The 13,791-nt window shown below is 48.2% G+C and carries 15 protein-coding genes; 11 read left to right on the forward strand and 4 right to left on the reverse strand.

The genetic code is table 11. From position 1 onward, the window contains the following. The 6 genes from LUCIF_RS24280 to lipA all read left to right on the forward strand — a co-directional run bounded on the left by LUCIF_RS24280 (nucleotide 1) and on the right by lipA (nucleotide 6,301). Complete coding sequence (locus LUCIF_RS24280; RefSeq protein WP_122630389.1) at nucleotides 1–705, forward strand: ABC transporter permease; 705 nt, start codon at nucleotides 1–3, stop codon at nucleotides 703–705. After that, nucleotides 702–1,775 (forward strand): ABC transporter ATP-binding protein, encoded by a 1,074-nt coding sequence (locus tag LUCIF_RS24285; RefSeq protein ID WP_122630390.1) that lies wholly within the window; start codon nucleotides 702–704, stop codon nucleotides 1,773–1,775. The genes LUCIF_RS24280 and LUCIF_RS24285 overlap by 4 nt, the downstream gene beginning before the upstream one ends. 178 nt (nucleotides 1,776–1,953) lie before the next feature. Beyond that, complete coding sequence (locus LUCIF_RS24290; protein WP_122630391.1) at nucleotides 1,954–2,973, forward strand: Zn-dependent oxidoreductase; 1,020 nt, start codon at nucleotides 1,954–1,956, stop codon at nucleotides 2,971–2,973. 53 nt (nucleotides 2,974–3,026) lie between these two features. Further along, complete coding sequence (locus LUCIF_RS24295) at nucleotides 3,027–4,316, forward strand: MFS transporter (RefSeq protein ID WP_122630414.1); 1,290 nt, start codon at nucleotides 3,027–3,029, stop codon at nucleotides 4,314–4,316. A 93-nt stretch (nucleotides 4,317–4,409) separates the two neighbouring features. Beyond that, nucleotides 4,410–5,390 (forward strand): lipoate--protein ligase, encoded by a 981-nt coding sequence (lplA, locus tag LUCIF_RS24300; protein ID WP_122630392.1) that lies wholly within the window; start codon nucleotides 4,410–4,412, stop codon nucleotides 5,388–5,390. A 20-nt stretch (nucleotides 5,391–5,410) separates the two neighbouring features. Beyond that, complete coding sequence (gene lipA, locus LUCIF_RS24305) at nucleotides 5,411–6,301, forward strand: lipoyl synthase (RefSeq protein ID WP_122630393.1); 891 nt, start codon at nucleotides 5,411–5,413, stop codon at nucleotides 6,299–6,301. Here the strand turns inward: lipA and LUCIF_RS24310 are convergent. From LUCIF_RS24310 to LUCIF_RS24325, 4 genes are all read right to left on the reverse strand, one after another. Beyond that, nucleotides 6,298–7,137 (reverse strand): MBL fold metallo-hydrolase, encoded by an 840-nt coding sequence (locus tag LUCIF_RS24310; RefSeq protein ID WP_122630394.1) that lies wholly within the window; start codon nucleotides 7,135–7,137, stop codon nucleotides 6,298–6,300. The genes lipA and LUCIF_RS24310 overlap by 4 nt on opposite strands. A gap of 143 nt (nucleotides 7,138–7,280) precedes the next feature. After that, nucleotides 7,281–7,505, reverse strand: coding sequence for a hypothetical protein (locus LUCIF_RS24315; RefSeq protein ID WP_122630395.1), 225 nt, complete (start codon nucleotides 7,503–7,505; stop codon nucleotides 7,281–7,283). A 133-nt stretch (nucleotides 7,506–7,638) separates the two neighbouring features. Next, nucleotides 7,639–8,658 carry a YibE/F family protein gene (locus tag LUCIF_RS24320; RefSeq protein ID WP_165866153.1) on the reverse strand — a complete coding sequence of 340 codons (1,020 nt, stop codon included), beginning with the start codon at nucleotides 8,656–8,658 and terminating at the stop codon, nucleotides 7,639–7,641. Between the two features lie 188 nt (nucleotides 8,659–8,846). Next, on the reverse strand, nucleotides 8,847–10,028 hold the full coding sequence (locus tag LUCIF_RS24325; protein WP_122630397.1) for a glycosyl hydrolase family 18 protein: 1,182 nt from the start codon (nucleotides 10,026–10,028) through the stop codon (nucleotides 8,847–8,849). A gap of 186 nt (nucleotides 10,029–10,214) precedes the next feature. On the opposite strand from LUCIF_RS24325, the gene LUCIF_RS24330 reads away from it, so the two are divergent. The 5 genes from LUCIF_RS24330 to LUCIF_RS24350 all read left to right on the forward strand — a co-directional run bounded on the left by LUCIF_RS24330 (nucleotide 10,215) and on the right by LUCIF_RS24350 (nucleotide 13,756). After that, nucleotides 10,215–10,643: a Fur family transcriptional regulator gene (locus LUCIF_RS24330; protein ID WP_122630398.1), complete on the forward strand. Its 429-nt coding sequence runs from the start codon at nucleotides 10,215–10,217 to the stop codon at nucleotides 10,641–10,643. Between the two features lie 74 nt (nucleotides 10,644–10,717). Next, nucleotides 10,718–11,548: a metal ABC transporter ATP-binding protein gene (locus tag LUCIF_RS24335; protein ID WP_122630399.1), complete on the forward strand. Its 831-nt coding sequence runs from the start codon at nucleotides 10,718–10,720 to the stop codon at nucleotides 11,546–11,548. Further along, on the forward strand, nucleotides 11,535–12,365 hold the full coding sequence (locus LUCIF_RS24340) for a metal ABC transporter permease (RefSeq protein ID WP_122630400.1): 831 nt from the start codon (nucleotides 11,535–11,537) through the stop codon (nucleotides 12,363–12,365). The genes LUCIF_RS24335 and LUCIF_RS24340 overlap by 14 nt, the downstream gene beginning before the upstream one ends. Before the next feature lie 31 nt (nucleotides 12,366–12,396). Then, nucleotides 12,397–13,329, forward strand: a complete 933-nt coding sequence (locus tag LUCIF_RS24345) for a metal ABC transporter solute-binding protein, Zn/Mn family (protein ID WP_122630401.1) — start codon at nucleotides 12,397–12,399, stop codon at nucleotides 13,327–13,329. A 94-nt stretch (nucleotides 13,330–13,423) separates the two neighbouring features. After that, nucleotides 13,424–13,756 (forward strand): helix-turn-helix domain-containing protein, encoded by a 333-nt coding sequence (locus LUCIF_RS24350; RefSeq protein ID WP_122630402.1) that lies wholly within the window; start codon nucleotides 13,424–13,426, stop codon nucleotides 13,754–13,756. Nucleotides 13,757–13,791: the final 35 nt, after the last annotated feature.

The following is a 13,791-nucleotide window of genomic DNA, read 5'->3' on the forward strand; positions in this document are numbered from 1 at the left end:
ATGGATACGATCATTCAGGGGATGAGCCAGGCATTTCACCTGCTGCTTAGTGGCGACCGGGAAGTGTTGGCGGTAGCGGCGCTGACACTGGAAGTGTCCGGAATCGCTACCGTCGTCAGTGTGGTTCTTGGCGTGCCCTTTGGTTTGTGGCTGGCATTGAAAGAGCTTGGCAGCAAGCGTGTTTTTAGCAGTCTGGTCAATTTCAGTATGGGTTTGCCGCCGGTGGTGGTCGGCTTGGTTGTCAGTTTATTTTTATGGCGTTACGGTCCGTTGGGGGATCTGCATTTAATGTATACACCGGCGGCGATGATCATTGCGCAAGCGATTATCGCCGCCCCCATTGTGGCCGGTTTGAGCTTTGCCGCCATTCTCAGTGTTAATCCGAAACTGCACTGGCAATTGATCTCACTGGGGGCGACTTCCCGGCAGGCAAGCTGGCTGCTGATTAAAGAGGCGCGTTTGGGCTTGATGGCCGCCGTTATAGCCGGTTTTGGCCGGATTATCTCGGAAGTGGGCGCATCCATGATGGTGGGCGGTAACGTTAAGGATCAGACAAGAGTGCTGACAACAGCAACCGTGTTGGAAGTGAGCAAGGGAAACTATGATATGGCTCTGGCCCTCAGTTTTATTTTGTTGATTCTCGCATACGGGATTGTGGTATTATTAACTTATCTGCAGCATGGTGGAAAGAGTGGTAGGGCATGAATGAACTGATACTGGAAATGCGAGGGGTTAGGGTTGACCGGGAAACCCGCAAAAACATATTGAATATTGAACGGTTTTCTCTTGCGCGCGGAGAACTGGCGGCGGTGGTAGGCCCCAATGGCGCCGGCAAAAGTACGTTATTGCAGACGGTCAACCTTCTCCATCCATATCAGGGAGAAATTCGTTTATTCGGCGACGATGTATTACAGCAGGATAAAGTCGGGCTGCGCCGCCGCTGTTCCATGGTGTTTCAGGAAACGCTGCTATTAAAGGAGACGGTGTTGGCTAATGTCGCCTATCCGCTGAAGTTCCGGGGGCTTGCGCCGGATGAGGCGGCAAGATTGGCGGAAAAAACGTTAACCGATTTTCATTGCAGCCATTTGGCGGCCCGTCAGGCCCGGTCTCTGTCAGGAGGGGAAGCGCAGCGGGTTTGCATTGCCCGTGCTTTAGTAACGGAACCGGAACTTTTGCTCCTGGACGAACCGTTTGCCGCGCTGGATGCAGCCACCCGGCTGAAGATGATTGAGGAAATCCGGCAAGTAGCGGAAGCCAGAGAAATTGCGGTGCTATTGGTCAGTCATAATTTTGCGGACGTGCTGCACTTCGCCGGCCGGGCGATCGTCATGTTCAACGGCAGCATCGTTCAGGATGACAAACCGGAAGCTGTGATGCGCCGGCCGGTTAATGAGCAAACAGCCAGACTGGCGGGGGTAGATAATATTATTCCCTGCTGTGTCGAACAGGAAGGGCAGGACCGGTTTATAAAATTAGCCAACGGAATCCGGTTTTTATATCACGGCGAAGTGAGCGGGCCCGTTTCCGCCTGCTGTCTGCCCAGCGACGCTCTTTATCTTCGCGAGGAACGGACCTTGCGGCAAGAGGAGCCATGGGTGGAGATTGTGGGATTGGTAGAGCGGGTTGTGCCGGGCCTGGGAACCTATCAAATTTTGGTTGAATTTGGGGGGCAAATGTTATATGCCAGAGTGCCGCGCCATTATGCAGCTGGTAAGATAAATGTTGCTGATACAATAAAATTGGTTTTTAATCCGGTGGAAGCGCATATTGTTTAGCCGGAAAATAGCCTTATGAAGCGGACGCGCATGGAGAAGTTTTAGGGGACAAATGCCATTAAGGGCATTTGTCCCTTATTTGTATTATAATGAATTTTTTGAAATAGGAGGAATATAATGGTACTGCATACTGGTATGGTAGGATTACTAGAATTCCTTGAAGGGGAGTGTAGAGACAATGAAAGCAATCGAGATATTTGAGCCAGGGAAAATCGGGATTAAGGAGCGGCCAATTCCCGATTTGAAAGAAAATGAAGTGTTAGTCAAAGTAAAGGCTGCCGGAATCTGTGGCTCCGATGTTCATATTTATCACGGTAAAAATGTTTTCGCTACGTACCCCAGAGTGGCCGGACACGAATTTGCCGGGGAAATTGTAAAGATTGGCTCACAAGTTACCGGCTTAATGGCTGGCGACCGGGTTGTTGTTGATCCGGTTATTTCTTGCGGCCGGTGTTATCCCTGCCGCATTGGCCGGCATAATGTCTGTCGGAATTTGAATGTATTGGGTGTGCACCGGGATGGCGGTTATCAGGAGTATGTTGCGGTAGCCGCGGCAAACACCTATAAATTGCCCGGGAATATTTCCTGGGAAGTGGCAGCGCTGGTCGAACCGTATACGATTGCAGCGCAGGTAATTGACCGGGGGCGTCTGACGGCGGAGGATACGGTGCTGATTTGCGGCGCAGGTCCGATTGGATTGATCCTTTTACAAGCAGTTAAGATGGCCGGAGCGAAGGTTGCCATCATGGATATCATTGAAACCAGATTGGATAAGGCAGGGAAAATGGGTGCCGACCTTGTTATTCATGCGGAAAGAAGGGATCTGGTACAAGAAATAATGACGTTTACCGACCAGAACGGAGCCAGTCTGATCTTGGAAGCCACTGGAAATGCAAATGTTCTTGAAACCTGTATTCATCGGATTGCTTCGGCAGCGGGGAGAGTGGTTGTGCTGGGTTTTAGCACCGAACCGCCGGTTAAAATCCCCCAGGTTGATATTATGAGCCGGGAACTGGAGATTATCGGGACCCGGTTGAATAATCATAAATTTCCGCAAGTGACGGAGTGGTTTGTGAAAGGACTGGTAGAGCCGGAGCAAGTGATTTCTCATACTTTTAAATTTCATGAAGTGCAGACAGCCTTTGAATTAATCGATACGAACCCGGCAGAGGTATGTAAAATTGTTTTGAGGTTTTAACGGGATTCTTATCTACAGGGGGATAGATGGGTTATGAAAAAGGAGGTTATTATATGTTCCGTAGACGCCGGTGGCAAATCATTATGCTGATTTTTCTGGCCAGTTTTATAAATTACATGGACCGGACCGCGTTTTCCGTGGCAGCTCCTTTTATTACCAAAGAGTTTCAGCTGACTCCGGTGGAATTAGGCATACTATTCAGCAGTTTTTTCCTGGGATATGCATTATTTAACTTTGTTGGCGGCTATCTCTCCGACATCTGCGGGCCCAGGAAAATTTTTACCGGTTTTATGACGATTTGGTCTGTTTTTTGCGGACTGACAGCAGCCGCCTTCAATTTTACTTCCCTGCTCATCATTCGCGTGTGCTTTGGGATCGGTGAGGGGCCGATTTCATCCACTACCAGCAAGACCGTAAGTAATTGGTTTCCGGCTAGGGAACGTTCCAGCGCAATGGGAGTTGCCAGCGCCGGCACTCCGCTGGGCGCTGCCGTAGCAGGACCGGTCGTGGGAGTGATCGCCTTTTATTATAGCTGGAAAGCAGCTTTTATCGTTATGGCGCTCGTCGGACTTGTATGGTCGGTCTTCTGGTGGCATATAGCCAGAGATTTACCCCGGGAAGATCCGGGCGTTTCGCAGGAAGAACGGGAAGAAATCAAGCAAGGCCAAGTTCAAATTATGTCCGGTACCGGGGTGGATAAATTACCACTGAGTTATTTTTTAAGACAACCTACGGTATTGCTGACAGCCTTAGCATTTTTTGCCTATAATTACAATTTGTTCTTCTTCTTAACCTGGTTCCCAAGTTACCTTATTATGGCTAAGGGGCTAAGCATTGCTAAAATGAGTATTGTGACTGTGCTGCCATGGATTACCGGTTTTATTGGCCTGGCAGCAGGCGGTTTTATTTCTGATTTTATATTTAAAAAGACGGGAAATCTAATGTTTTCCCGTAAACTTATATTGGTAACCGGGTTAGGCGCTACCGCGGTATGTATTGCATTGACCGGTTTTGTTCAATCAGTGGAGTGGGCAGTTGGTTTGATGGCAATCGCAATTTTTACACTGTACTTAACCGGTTCGACTTATTGGGCGCTGATTCAGGATACCGTCCGCAGCGAAAATGTTGGCGGGGTGAGCGGCTTTGTTCACTTTCTGGCCAACCTGTCGGGAGTGATTGGGCCAACTGTTACCGGATTTATTGTGCAATCGACGGGAGCTTTCACCAGCGCTTTTGTACTGGCGGGCTCTTTGGCTCTTCTAGGCTCCCTGGCAGTCGCATTTTTTGTTCGTCCTATTAAAGGTATGGTTAATCTAAAGAATCATAGTAAATTAGTGCAGTAATTGGGTCTGCTATGCAGGAATGGAGAGGTATAAGTAAAATTCTTAATATGGAAACAAGAAAGAGAAATAGAGTGAGCGGGATGGAGGACCCTTATGATTTTTGTCGAGCATAACAATACAAATCCCTATAGAAATCATGCCATAGAAGAATTTCTTATGAGCACATTGAATGAGGACTGTTTTATGCTGTGGAAAAATGAAAAATGTATTTTAATTGGCCGCAATCAGAACGCCTACAATGAAATCAATCTGAACTATGTAAAAGAACATGCCATTCCTGTTGTGAGGAGAATCACCGGCGGCGGTGCCGTTTTTAACGATGCGGGCAATTTCAATTTCACTTTTATCAGCTGCCGGGCAGATGAGAATTTTGCCGATTTTAACAAATTCACGGCGCCCATTCTGGCGGCTCTGAAAAAGCTTGGCATTCAGGCTGAGCTTTCCGGCCGTAATGATTTGACGATTGAGGGGAAAAAGTTCTCCGGCAATGCGCAGTGTAAATATAAGAATAAAGTGCTTCACCATGGCACGCTGCTTTTTGCCGCCGATGTATCCGAGCTGGCGAATGCTCTGACCGTCAACGACATAAAACTCGACAGCAAAGGAATTAAATCGGTTAAAAGCCGGGTAGTCAATATTAGCGACTTTCTGGCGTTTCCAATGAGTATTGACGAATTTAGAGAATATCTCTTTAATGAGGTTTTGAGCAATACGGAAAACGCCGAACGGTATTCGATTACGGACGAAGACTGGCGGGAAATTGACCGCATAACCGAAGCAAAATATGCGACCTGGCAGTGGAATTTTGGCACCAGTCCTCAATTTAATCTGAAAAGGGAAAAGAGATTTGCGGGAGGAATTGTACAGGCTTATTTGGAAGTTTATAAAGGGAGAATTCAAGATGTAAGAATATACGGCGATTTTTTCAGTGAAAAAGGAGTTTCCCAGCTAGAGGCAGCCCTGAAAGGATTGGAATACAATTATGCGGTTTTATATACGGCACTACAAGACTTTACTATGGATGAGCATATTAAAAACGTCACTTTGGAAAATATGCTGGAGGTATTAATTTAAACGGAGGGGAACCGCTTAGAATGACATACATAAGGAAGCCGGACTGGTTAAAGAGAAATTTGAGGGTCGCAGCGGGAGCAGGCCCTGTGAACGGTGTCTTGGCGAAATACTCGCTGAATACGGTTTGCAATGAAGCGGGCTGTCCCAACAAAGGGGAATGTTTTACCCGGGGCACGGCTACGTTTCTGATTATGGGCAAAAACTGTACGCGAAACTGCCGCTTCTGCAAGGTGGCCAAAGCGGCGCCGGAAGAGTTGAATCCCGAAGAACCGCTGAATATTGCCAGAGCTGTGCGGGAAATGAATTTAAGACATACCGTGATTACCTCGGTAACCAGGGATGATCTTCCCGACGGCGGAGCCGGGCATTTTGCAAGCACTATATTTGAAATTAGGCATCTTTGTCCGGACGTTACGATTGAAGTGCTGATTCCTGATTTTCAGGGGGATTATGTGGCGTTAAAAGCAGTAGTGGACGCTAACCCAGATATTATAAATCACAATGTGGAGACCGTGCCCGGACTTTATAACGCGGTGCGGCCCATGGCTGTTTTTGAGCGTTCTCTGGAATTGCTGGCAAGAGTTAAAGAACGAAATGGCAATTTGTTTACAAAATCCGGGTTTATGGTTGGTCTTGGCGAGAAAGAGGAAGACGTGATTGCGCTGTTAACTGCTTTGCGGAACGTTGGCTGTGACATCATCACCATCGGACAGTATCTGCAGCCCTCCAGGGAGCACTATGAGGTAGTGGAGTACATACACCCCGGTCAATTTAAAAAATATGAGGAAATAGCCCAAACGATGGGGTTTCAATACATAGCAAGCGGTCCGCTGGTTAGAAGCTCTTACTATGCCGAGGATGGGTTCAACTATTTAAAACGCGCCAATGCCACGGCGGGCGGGGACGTTTAATCTACTTGGATAACCTGGCCGATGAAACCGGGAATAAAGCGTTCGCCAAAACGCCTTTGCAGTTCGGCCATCATCGCAAAGCCGGTGCAGTGGCTTGCCGCCACCAGGCGCGGAGCGTATTCTGCCAGCCGGCATAAGGTTTTAGCTTGCTGCGGTTTTGGTGCCGGACCCAGGTGGGTACCGCCGATCCACCCTGCCAACTGAGTGTTGGCAGTCAGTTTCAACCCGTATTCGACGGTATTAACCAGCCCTGAATGAGCACAGCCGCCAATAACCGCCAAGCCGTCCCGGCAAGAATAGTATAATGCGGCGTCATCGAGGATTGGATCCTGACAATCACAGCCTGCTTCCGCCGCAATAACCAGTTTCGCGTCACCTGTTTCGTAGTCAGTCCGGCGGGGAATTTGTCCGCTGAACATCAGCCCGGGGACGATTTCCCGGGGAGCCGCCGTCAGGTTCCATTGCGCGCCGAGTTCGCTTAACTCTTCTTGGGTGTGGGGAATGCCGATATACCGCCGCTTCCCTTCGTTAACGGAATGGTGGTTTTGAAAGATGTCCGGATGGGCATACACGGGGATGGGTTTATGCCGGTGCTGCAAAAGAAAAGCCAAGCCGCCTGTATGGTCATAATGCCCATGACTTAGAGCAATGGCATCCAGGTCATTTGGCTGAACGCCAAGCAGCTTTAGATTATGCAGCACAATCTCCGACTGTCCGGTATCCAAAAGAATTTTGGCCGAAGCCACTTCGATTAACAGGGAAAAGCCGTGCTCACCCCGGAAAGGACGGCGCGTTGAAATCGGCACGGAATTATCAACTACAACGGTGCACTTCAAAAACATTACCTCCCGTTTTTTAATCCTGCGTCCAGTATGCCAGAAATTTCGCCGGAAATAAAGCAGAAACCGGAGAACCGGCAGAATTGAATTAAAAAAACCGCTTCCTTGCCTTGCGGCTTGAAAGCGGTTTTTAATTCCTTTTATTCGTTGGCCCGCATGGCCGCGCTCAAATAAGTAATATTGCTGATCGCCATCCGGATGGCCGGGCAGTCTATGGCTTTACTTAATTCATGACTGCTGATAGCGACCTCGCTATGGGTATTTTTATCGTTGATGACCAGGGTTCCCTCTTTCGGATAATACAGATATTTATTCTTGTCCGTCTCAAAAGATAAATACTGTTTTCCTTTACTGTCAAACGGCATAGATATCCTCCTTAAATTTGCTGGATAAATAATACTATGCGGTGACAATGAATTATATGCCTATTCATTTTAGCTGTTCATTAATATTTGGACGGTTAAAACTAAGTCTCGGCTGAAAAAGGGAATTCCGGCCTTATAACTGGTTTCTTTTCCGGCAGCAAATCACGGACATGGTGATGGCAGTTAGCGGCACCGAGCCAATTAATCCGATACTGCCGACAATAGCCCGGGTGAGTTCCGTAATAACTACCGATGTATTCAGTATATGCGCAAGCTGCTGTTTTTCCGCCACAATGAGTAAGAGTAAAGGCAGTGAACTGCCAACGTAAGCTAAGACGAGTGTATTGGACATGGCTCCCATAATATCCTTACCCACATTCATTCCTGCCCGGTACAGTTCCCGCCAGGTGATTTCAGGCGAAGACTGGTACAATTCGAATTGAGCGGAAGCTATGGATACTGTTACATCCATGATCGCGCCCAAAGAGGCGATGATCATGCTGGCGAATAATACTCCATGCAGATCCAGTTGAGGAGCGATACTCGCTTTGAGTGAAAAAGCCGGTTCATTGCCGAGACCGGACAAATGCATCCATTGAATTGAGAAGTAAGATAAGAGACCGGCGAAAGCTAAACCGCCCCACGTTCCGGCCAGTGCAGCCCAAGTTTTATCAGTATTCCCGCCAACGGTCAGTAAAACAAACAGACTGGCGGCAGCGCAAAAGAGCAAAGATATAAAATAGATATTGTTAGTGGGTACTAAGGCGACAGAAAAGAAATGCCAGAGAAAGAACAAAGAAATTCCAAGGGCGATGATCGACTTAAGACCGACGATTCGTCCCCAAAATAGCAGTCCAAATACAAAAATTCCCAATAAAAACAAAAAATAGGGCAGACGGTCAAAATCGTAGAAGTAGTAGGTTGTCAGGGCTCCCCTGTGGTCAGCGAATACAAGAACCTTATCGCCGGGAGCTAAAGCATAATCAAAATCAATTCCGTTCACCGAAGAATTATTCGTAATTTCAACGGTTTTGCCGGTCTCAGGTCCATCCGTTAACCGCAGCTTTACTTTCTGTTCCTTGCGTTGCCCGTATTGGTCCAAAATTTGCAGCGTTTTGGCGGACAATACGGTTGCTTTTTGGTAATCATTCATTGAGGCGTCCTTTGAAACCAGCTGAGGCCCTAGTTTGCTGTAAAACAGCAATAGGGTGGTAGCGAAGAATAGTATTAAAACTATATATTTTTTGCGCATACGGTTTCTCCCTTACTTCTACTTTTCACAGTTAGACTACTGATCCCACGAAAAATGGGGGGGCAATTTTTTATTGCCCCCTTACAAGCTTACCGTTTTAGGGTATCTTTAATTACCTGCCAGGCCGCCGGATCTTCATCGCCGAGTTTCCAGACAGCGATGCCGGCAATATCATACTTATTCACTAAATCAAGTTTGTATTTGATACTTTCTTTGTTTTCATACCATACCCGGTGGTATACTCCGTCGGAACCGGTATAACTGAAATGAGGCGATTCCGAGGAGTCATCCCATTGGACATTGGGTCCGTAGCGGCTGATCAGTTTCTGGACGGCGCTATATTCAACACTTTCCACGCCGTTATTGGACCAGTCGTACCCGTAGCCGGCGATGCCCAAATACACTTTGTTTTTAGGAATAAATTTCAAGGCGTATTTTAGGTCTGTTTCGACGGCATGAACGCCGGCGATCGGTCCGGCTCCGTTCCAGCCCGCATGGTAGTCATAGGTCATAAGCATAATCCGGTCCGCATATTTCGCAAGCTGAGCATAGTCATAGGCATTCGCGACATCGTTTTCCTCATTATGCTTGGGGAAAACGTCGATCGTAACCAGGTAGCCCTGCGGCTTCAGACGCGCCGACAATTCGCGCATAAAGGCGGTCAGGCTGTCACGGTCGGTTTGCGGCACTTGCTCAAAGTCGATATTGATTCCGTCCAGATTATATTTTTTGATATAGGCTTCAAGATTAGCAATGGCTGTCTTGCGCAGGGACGGATTCGTTAACACCGCGTGGATACCGGAATCAGGATCATTCTGTTTCGCATTGTTAACCAGCAGCAGGGCGGTTACATGGTTGTTATGGGCATACTTAATTACAGAGGCATGATCCCTGCCGCCCCGGTTTGTTACCGAGCCGTCGCCATGCAGGGTAGCCCAGAACGGAGCAATCGCCCCGAGGGAATGAATGTGCTGCTGCAGGTCGTTATAGGAAGCCATATCGTCAGCCGACCATTCCGCGTAAAAACCCAGCACATCTTTTTGTCCGGGCGGCAGTACGCCGGTGGTACGGGGAGAAAGTATTTGCGTCAGAGGATTGGTCTGGTTTAAATCAATGTGAAACAGATTCGCCAGCAATCCTACCAGTGTATCCAGAAATCCCGCCTGGCCCGAACTGCCCAATGAGGTGGAAGCATAGGCAGGTAAAGGAACGATAATGCTTGTACACAGAACGAGGAGCAAAAGGAAAACAATGTTTTTATAGTTTCGCATTTATTACCTCCATTCTTGCGATATTTTATCATATTAACATAGAAGCTAGTGATTATCAATGAATATCGGGTATAATCCGAGTTGAAAATAATGTCAGTGGTTTTTTGTTTTTTTCAATTCCCTTGCGAAAGTGGAATGAATATATTAAAATAGTTAATAATATTATTAATTAGGAGTGTACCGCAAATGACTGAAAAGATCATTCAGATGCTGCGCGACAGAGGTTGTAAAATCACTCCGCAACGGCGGGCCATCATCCAAGTGCTGGCAAGTTTTGACAAATTTCCCACGGCCCAGGAAATTTTGGACCATATTCACCAAAAGGATCCCGACGTGGGATTGGATACGGTGTATCGCAATCTGAACCTGCTGATCAGTATGGGCGTGATCAACCAGATCAGTGTGCCGGGAAAAGACTTGAAAGTCTTTGAACTTGCCCACGATAAACACCATCATCATCTGGTCTGTCTTGGCTGCGGTGAGGCGAATTGTTTAAATTATTGCCCTATCGACGACAGTGAAATCCAGAAATCGGCGGGTCCCGGTTTTAAAATTGTGGGGCATTCGCTCGAAATTTACGGCTATTGTCCCAAGTGCAGAGCGGCAGCCCGCTAGGACCGGAATTGCTAAGCGGCCGCCGGCCGGCTGACGGCAGTCTTGCAGGCGGCAATGAATATAGGAGGAAAGAAATGGGATCCGGTATTGTTATTGAAGGGTTAAATATACATCTCGGCGGGAAGTGGATTTTACGGGACTTTTCGCTGACAATAAAATCAGGAGAATTTGTCGGTATTATCGGACCGAACGGAGCGGGAAAAACGACGTTGCTCAAGGCTCTTCTGGGTCTGGTTCCGGTTGCGGGCGGAACGATCACCTTTCCCGGTACGGACCGGAAAGCGGCCGGCTCGTCATTGGTGGGATATGCACCGCAGTCCCGGCAAATTGATGAAACAACCCCGCTGCGGGCTTGGGATTTTGTGAGTTTTGGCCTGCCGCACCGGTTTCGTCCGTGGCTAACCGGACAGGACCGGCGGAACGTAGAGGAAGCAATGCGGGTGACCGACTCGGAACGATTCGCCGATAAAGCCATTGGCAAGTTATCGGGGGGAGAAAGGCAGCGTCTGTTTATTGCCCAGGCTTTAGTGAGAAATCCGCAAATTTTATTGTTGGATGAGCCTACGTCCAATCTGGACCCCGGAGCCCAGGAGAATTTGGCAGCCGTTGTCCATAGTATAAATCAGAAGCTGGGCATCACGGTTTTGCTGGTAAGCCATGATGTGAATCTGATTGCCAAATATGCGCACCGTATCCTGTACATAACTAAAGGGCAGTACGCTTTGGGTACGGTGCAGCAAGTATTGCAGGCCAATGTGTTAACCCGGTTATACGGGGCGCCGGTAGAGGTTTTGAAGGTCGGTTCCAAGATTATCGTATCGACGGCTGTCGCCGATAATTTGAAAACTTCCATCTGCTGCCACGACAATCCGGAACAGGGGGTGTTGGCCGATGTTTCATTATGATTTTATGCAACACGCCTTTCTCGCGGGAACCTTTGTCGCCATCATGTGCGGCATTATTGGCGTCTATGTAATTGCACGGGGATTACCGTTTATCGCGCATACTTTTTCCCACATTGGTTTTTCCGGAGCGGCGTTTGCCATGTACATGGGAATGGACCCGCTAGATGGAATGCTGCTTTTTACGGTGACTGCGGCGCTGGTTATCGGGCGGCTGGGAGTGAAACTGTTCCGGAAGGATATCGTGATCAGCGTCGTTTTGAGCATCTTTTTAGGGCTCGGTTTGTTATTTTTATCTCTTTCCAGCAAACAATCGACTGCGGTTACCGCGCTGTTGTTTGGAACCATCTTAGGCATCAGCGCTCTCGATGTGGTCAAAATCGCCTTTTTATCGCTGGTTGTCTTAGGCGTGCTTGTTCTGGGGTATAAAATGCTTACCTTTGACTCGTTTGACCCGGTGGGCGCTCAGGCCGCCGGACTGCCGGTCCATGTTATTTCGATTGGCTTTTTGCTGCTGCTTTCGGTTGCTACGGCCGAAGCGGTACAGATCGTGGGAGCTCTCCTCGTTTTTACGTTAATGACCATCCCGGCCGCGATTGCGCAGCATCTGACGCAGTCCGTCGCGCGGATGATTCTGATATCGTCGCTGATGGCGCTGGCAGGGGTATGGGCAGGACTAATCCTTGGATTTTATACCAATGCTCCGGTTAGCTTCTTTATTACGGTGGTAGAAGGTAGCCTGTACTTTATTACCTTAGGCTGGAATGTTTGGCACGAGCGCAGGCTTGCCAGCAAGCAGGCGGCGGTACTGCCAAATTAAGCGTTTTATATTAGTGCTTGGAGGGAAAACAATGAGAACGAAGGGTTCGAAATGGATAGCGGGGATTGCTTTTGCGGTGACGGCGGCAATTTTACTGGCCGGCTGCAGCCTGCTGAAACAGCCCGGCTCGGCAAGCAATCCTGCGGTTAGTCAAAAGTCTAAAATCAAAGTAGTGACGGCGGAAAATTTTTATGGTGAAGTCGCGCAGGCCGTCGGCGGGGATCAGGTAGCGGTAACTTCCATTCTAACCAATCCGGGACAGGACCCGCACGACTATGAACCCACTGTGGAGGCTTCGAAAGCGGTGGCGGACGCACAAGTGGTTGTGTACAACGGGATTGGCTATGATGACTGGATGGCTAAGCTGCTGAAAGCGGATTCTTCGGCCAAAAACAAGGAAATCGTGGCTGTCGGCAGTGATTTATTGGGCAAGGCCGCCGGAGATAATCCCCATGTCTGGTATGATCCGGCCACAATGCCCAAATTGGCGCAGACCCTGGCCGCGAATTTCACTAAATTGGACCCGGCTCATGGGCCGGAGTACCAGAAGCGGGCCGCGGCTTATATCGCGTCGTTAGCACCCCTGACGGTGAAAGTGGCGAAAATCAGGCAGTCCGCCCCGGTGAGCGTTGATGTGTCGGAACCGGTTTTTGACTATATGGCGGCTGCTCTGAACTTGAAAGTGAACAATCCGGAATTTGCCAAAGCCGTAGAGGAAGGAAATGATCCCGCTGCCGCCGATTTCGCCAATGTCCAAAAGGATATAAAAGAGAAAAAAATTAAGCTGTTTGTATATAACACGCAAACGGACAGTAAGACCGTGGACAACATCGTAAAGCTGGCTGAGGCAAACGGCATTCCGGTCGTCAAAGTAACCGAAACGGAACCGACGGGAGAGAATTACCTGCAATGGATGACATCCCAGCTGGACCAGGTCGGCAAGGCGCTGGGCATACAAATGTAAACAAAGAAACTAAAAACAACCACCTTGATATGCTCCCCTTGTGGTAGACAGTTGAAATAAAAAAACTGTTTACCATAAGGAGGAGCGTATTTTTATGGGTCGAAAGTTTTCAGTTTCTTATGAAGAACGTATCGATGCAATTGAAAAGTATTTGCGGCATGAGAATTCATTAACACATCTGGCAAAGCAATTAAAAGTTAGCTATTGGGCTGTTAAGCGGTGGTTAATAACGTATCAGTCTTTGGGGCCAGAAGGATTAATAGAAACATCAAAAAACATGCACTACTCGCCGACGTTGAAAGAAGCAGCTGTAATGGATTATTTGGCTGGTACTGTTCTTACAGAAATCTTTGCAAAAAATACGGGATTAAATCAACCTGTCAACTGCAAGACTGGGTTTCAAAGTATAATGGTCATGAGGAGTTAAAATCTTCTGGAACGGGAGGAGCCCCCATCATGACC

Origin of the sequence: Allolucifera butyrica (assembly GCF_900476375.1) — a bacterium.
Lineage (GTDB): Bacteria > Bacillota > Negativicutes > Sporomusales > UPPP01 > Lucifera > Lucifera butyrica.

What these genes read in the sequence shown, in the direction of transcription:
- lipA (WP_122630393.1), top strand. Translation starts at nt 5,411, where the DNA reads ATGACATACATAAGGAAGCCGGACTGGTTAAAGAGAAATTTGAGGGTC.
- LUCIF_RS24330 (WP_122630398.1), top strand. Translation starts at nt 10,215, where the DNA reads ATGACTGAAAAGATCATTCAGATGCTGCGCGACAGAGGTTGTAAAATC.
- LUCIF_RS24320 (WP_165866153.1), bottom strand. Translation starts at nt 8,658, where the DNA reads ATGAATGATTACCAAAAAGCAACCGTATTGTCCGCCAAAACGCTGCAA.
- LUCIF_RS24290 (WP_122630391.1), top strand. Translation starts at nt 1,954, where the DNA reads ATGAAAGCAATCGAGATATTTGAGCCAGGGAAAATCGGGATTAAGGAG.
- LUCIF_RS24295 (WP_122630414.1), top strand. Translation starts at nt 3,027, where the DNA reads ATGTTCCGTAGACGCCGGTGGCAAATCATTATGCTGATTTTTCTGGCC.
- LUCIF_RS24325 (WP_122630397.1), bottom strand. Translation starts at nt 10,028, where the DNA reads ATGCGAAACTATAAAAACATTGTTTTCCTTTTGCTCCTCGTTCTGTGT.
- lplA (WP_122630392.1), top strand. Translation starts at nt 4,410, where the DNA reads ATGATTTTTGTCGAGCATAACAATACAAATCCCTATAGAAATCATGCC.
- LUCIF_RS24335 (WP_122630399.1), top strand. Translation starts at nt 10,718, where the DNA reads ATGGGATCCGGTATTGTTATTGAAGGGTTAAATATACATCTCGGCGGG.
- LUCIF_RS24315 (WP_122630395.1), bottom strand. Translation starts at nt 7,505, where the DNA reads ATGCCGTTTGACAGTAAAGGAAAACAGTATTTATCTTTTGAGACGGAC.
- LUCIF_RS24340 (WP_122630400.1), top strand. Translation starts at nt 11,535, where the DNA reads ATGTTTCATTATGATTTTATGCAACACGCCTTTCTCGCGGGAACCTTT.
- LUCIF_RS24350 (WP_122630402.1), top strand. Translation starts at nt 13,424, where the DNA reads ATGGGTCGAAAGTTTTCAGTTTCTTATGAAGAACGTATCGATGCAATT.
- LUCIF_RS24280 (WP_122630389.1), top strand. Translation starts at nt 1, where the DNA reads ATGGATACGATCATTCAGGGGATGAGCCAGGCATTTCACCTGCTGCTT.
- LUCIF_RS24345 (WP_122630401.1), top strand. Translation starts at nt 12,397, where the DNA reads ATGAGAACGAAGGGTTCGAAATGGATAGCGGGGATTGCTTTTGCGGTG.
- LUCIF_RS24285 (WP_122630390.1), top strand. Translation starts at nt 702, where the DNA reads ATGAATGAACTGATACTGGAAATGCGAGGGGTTAGGGTTGACCGGGAA.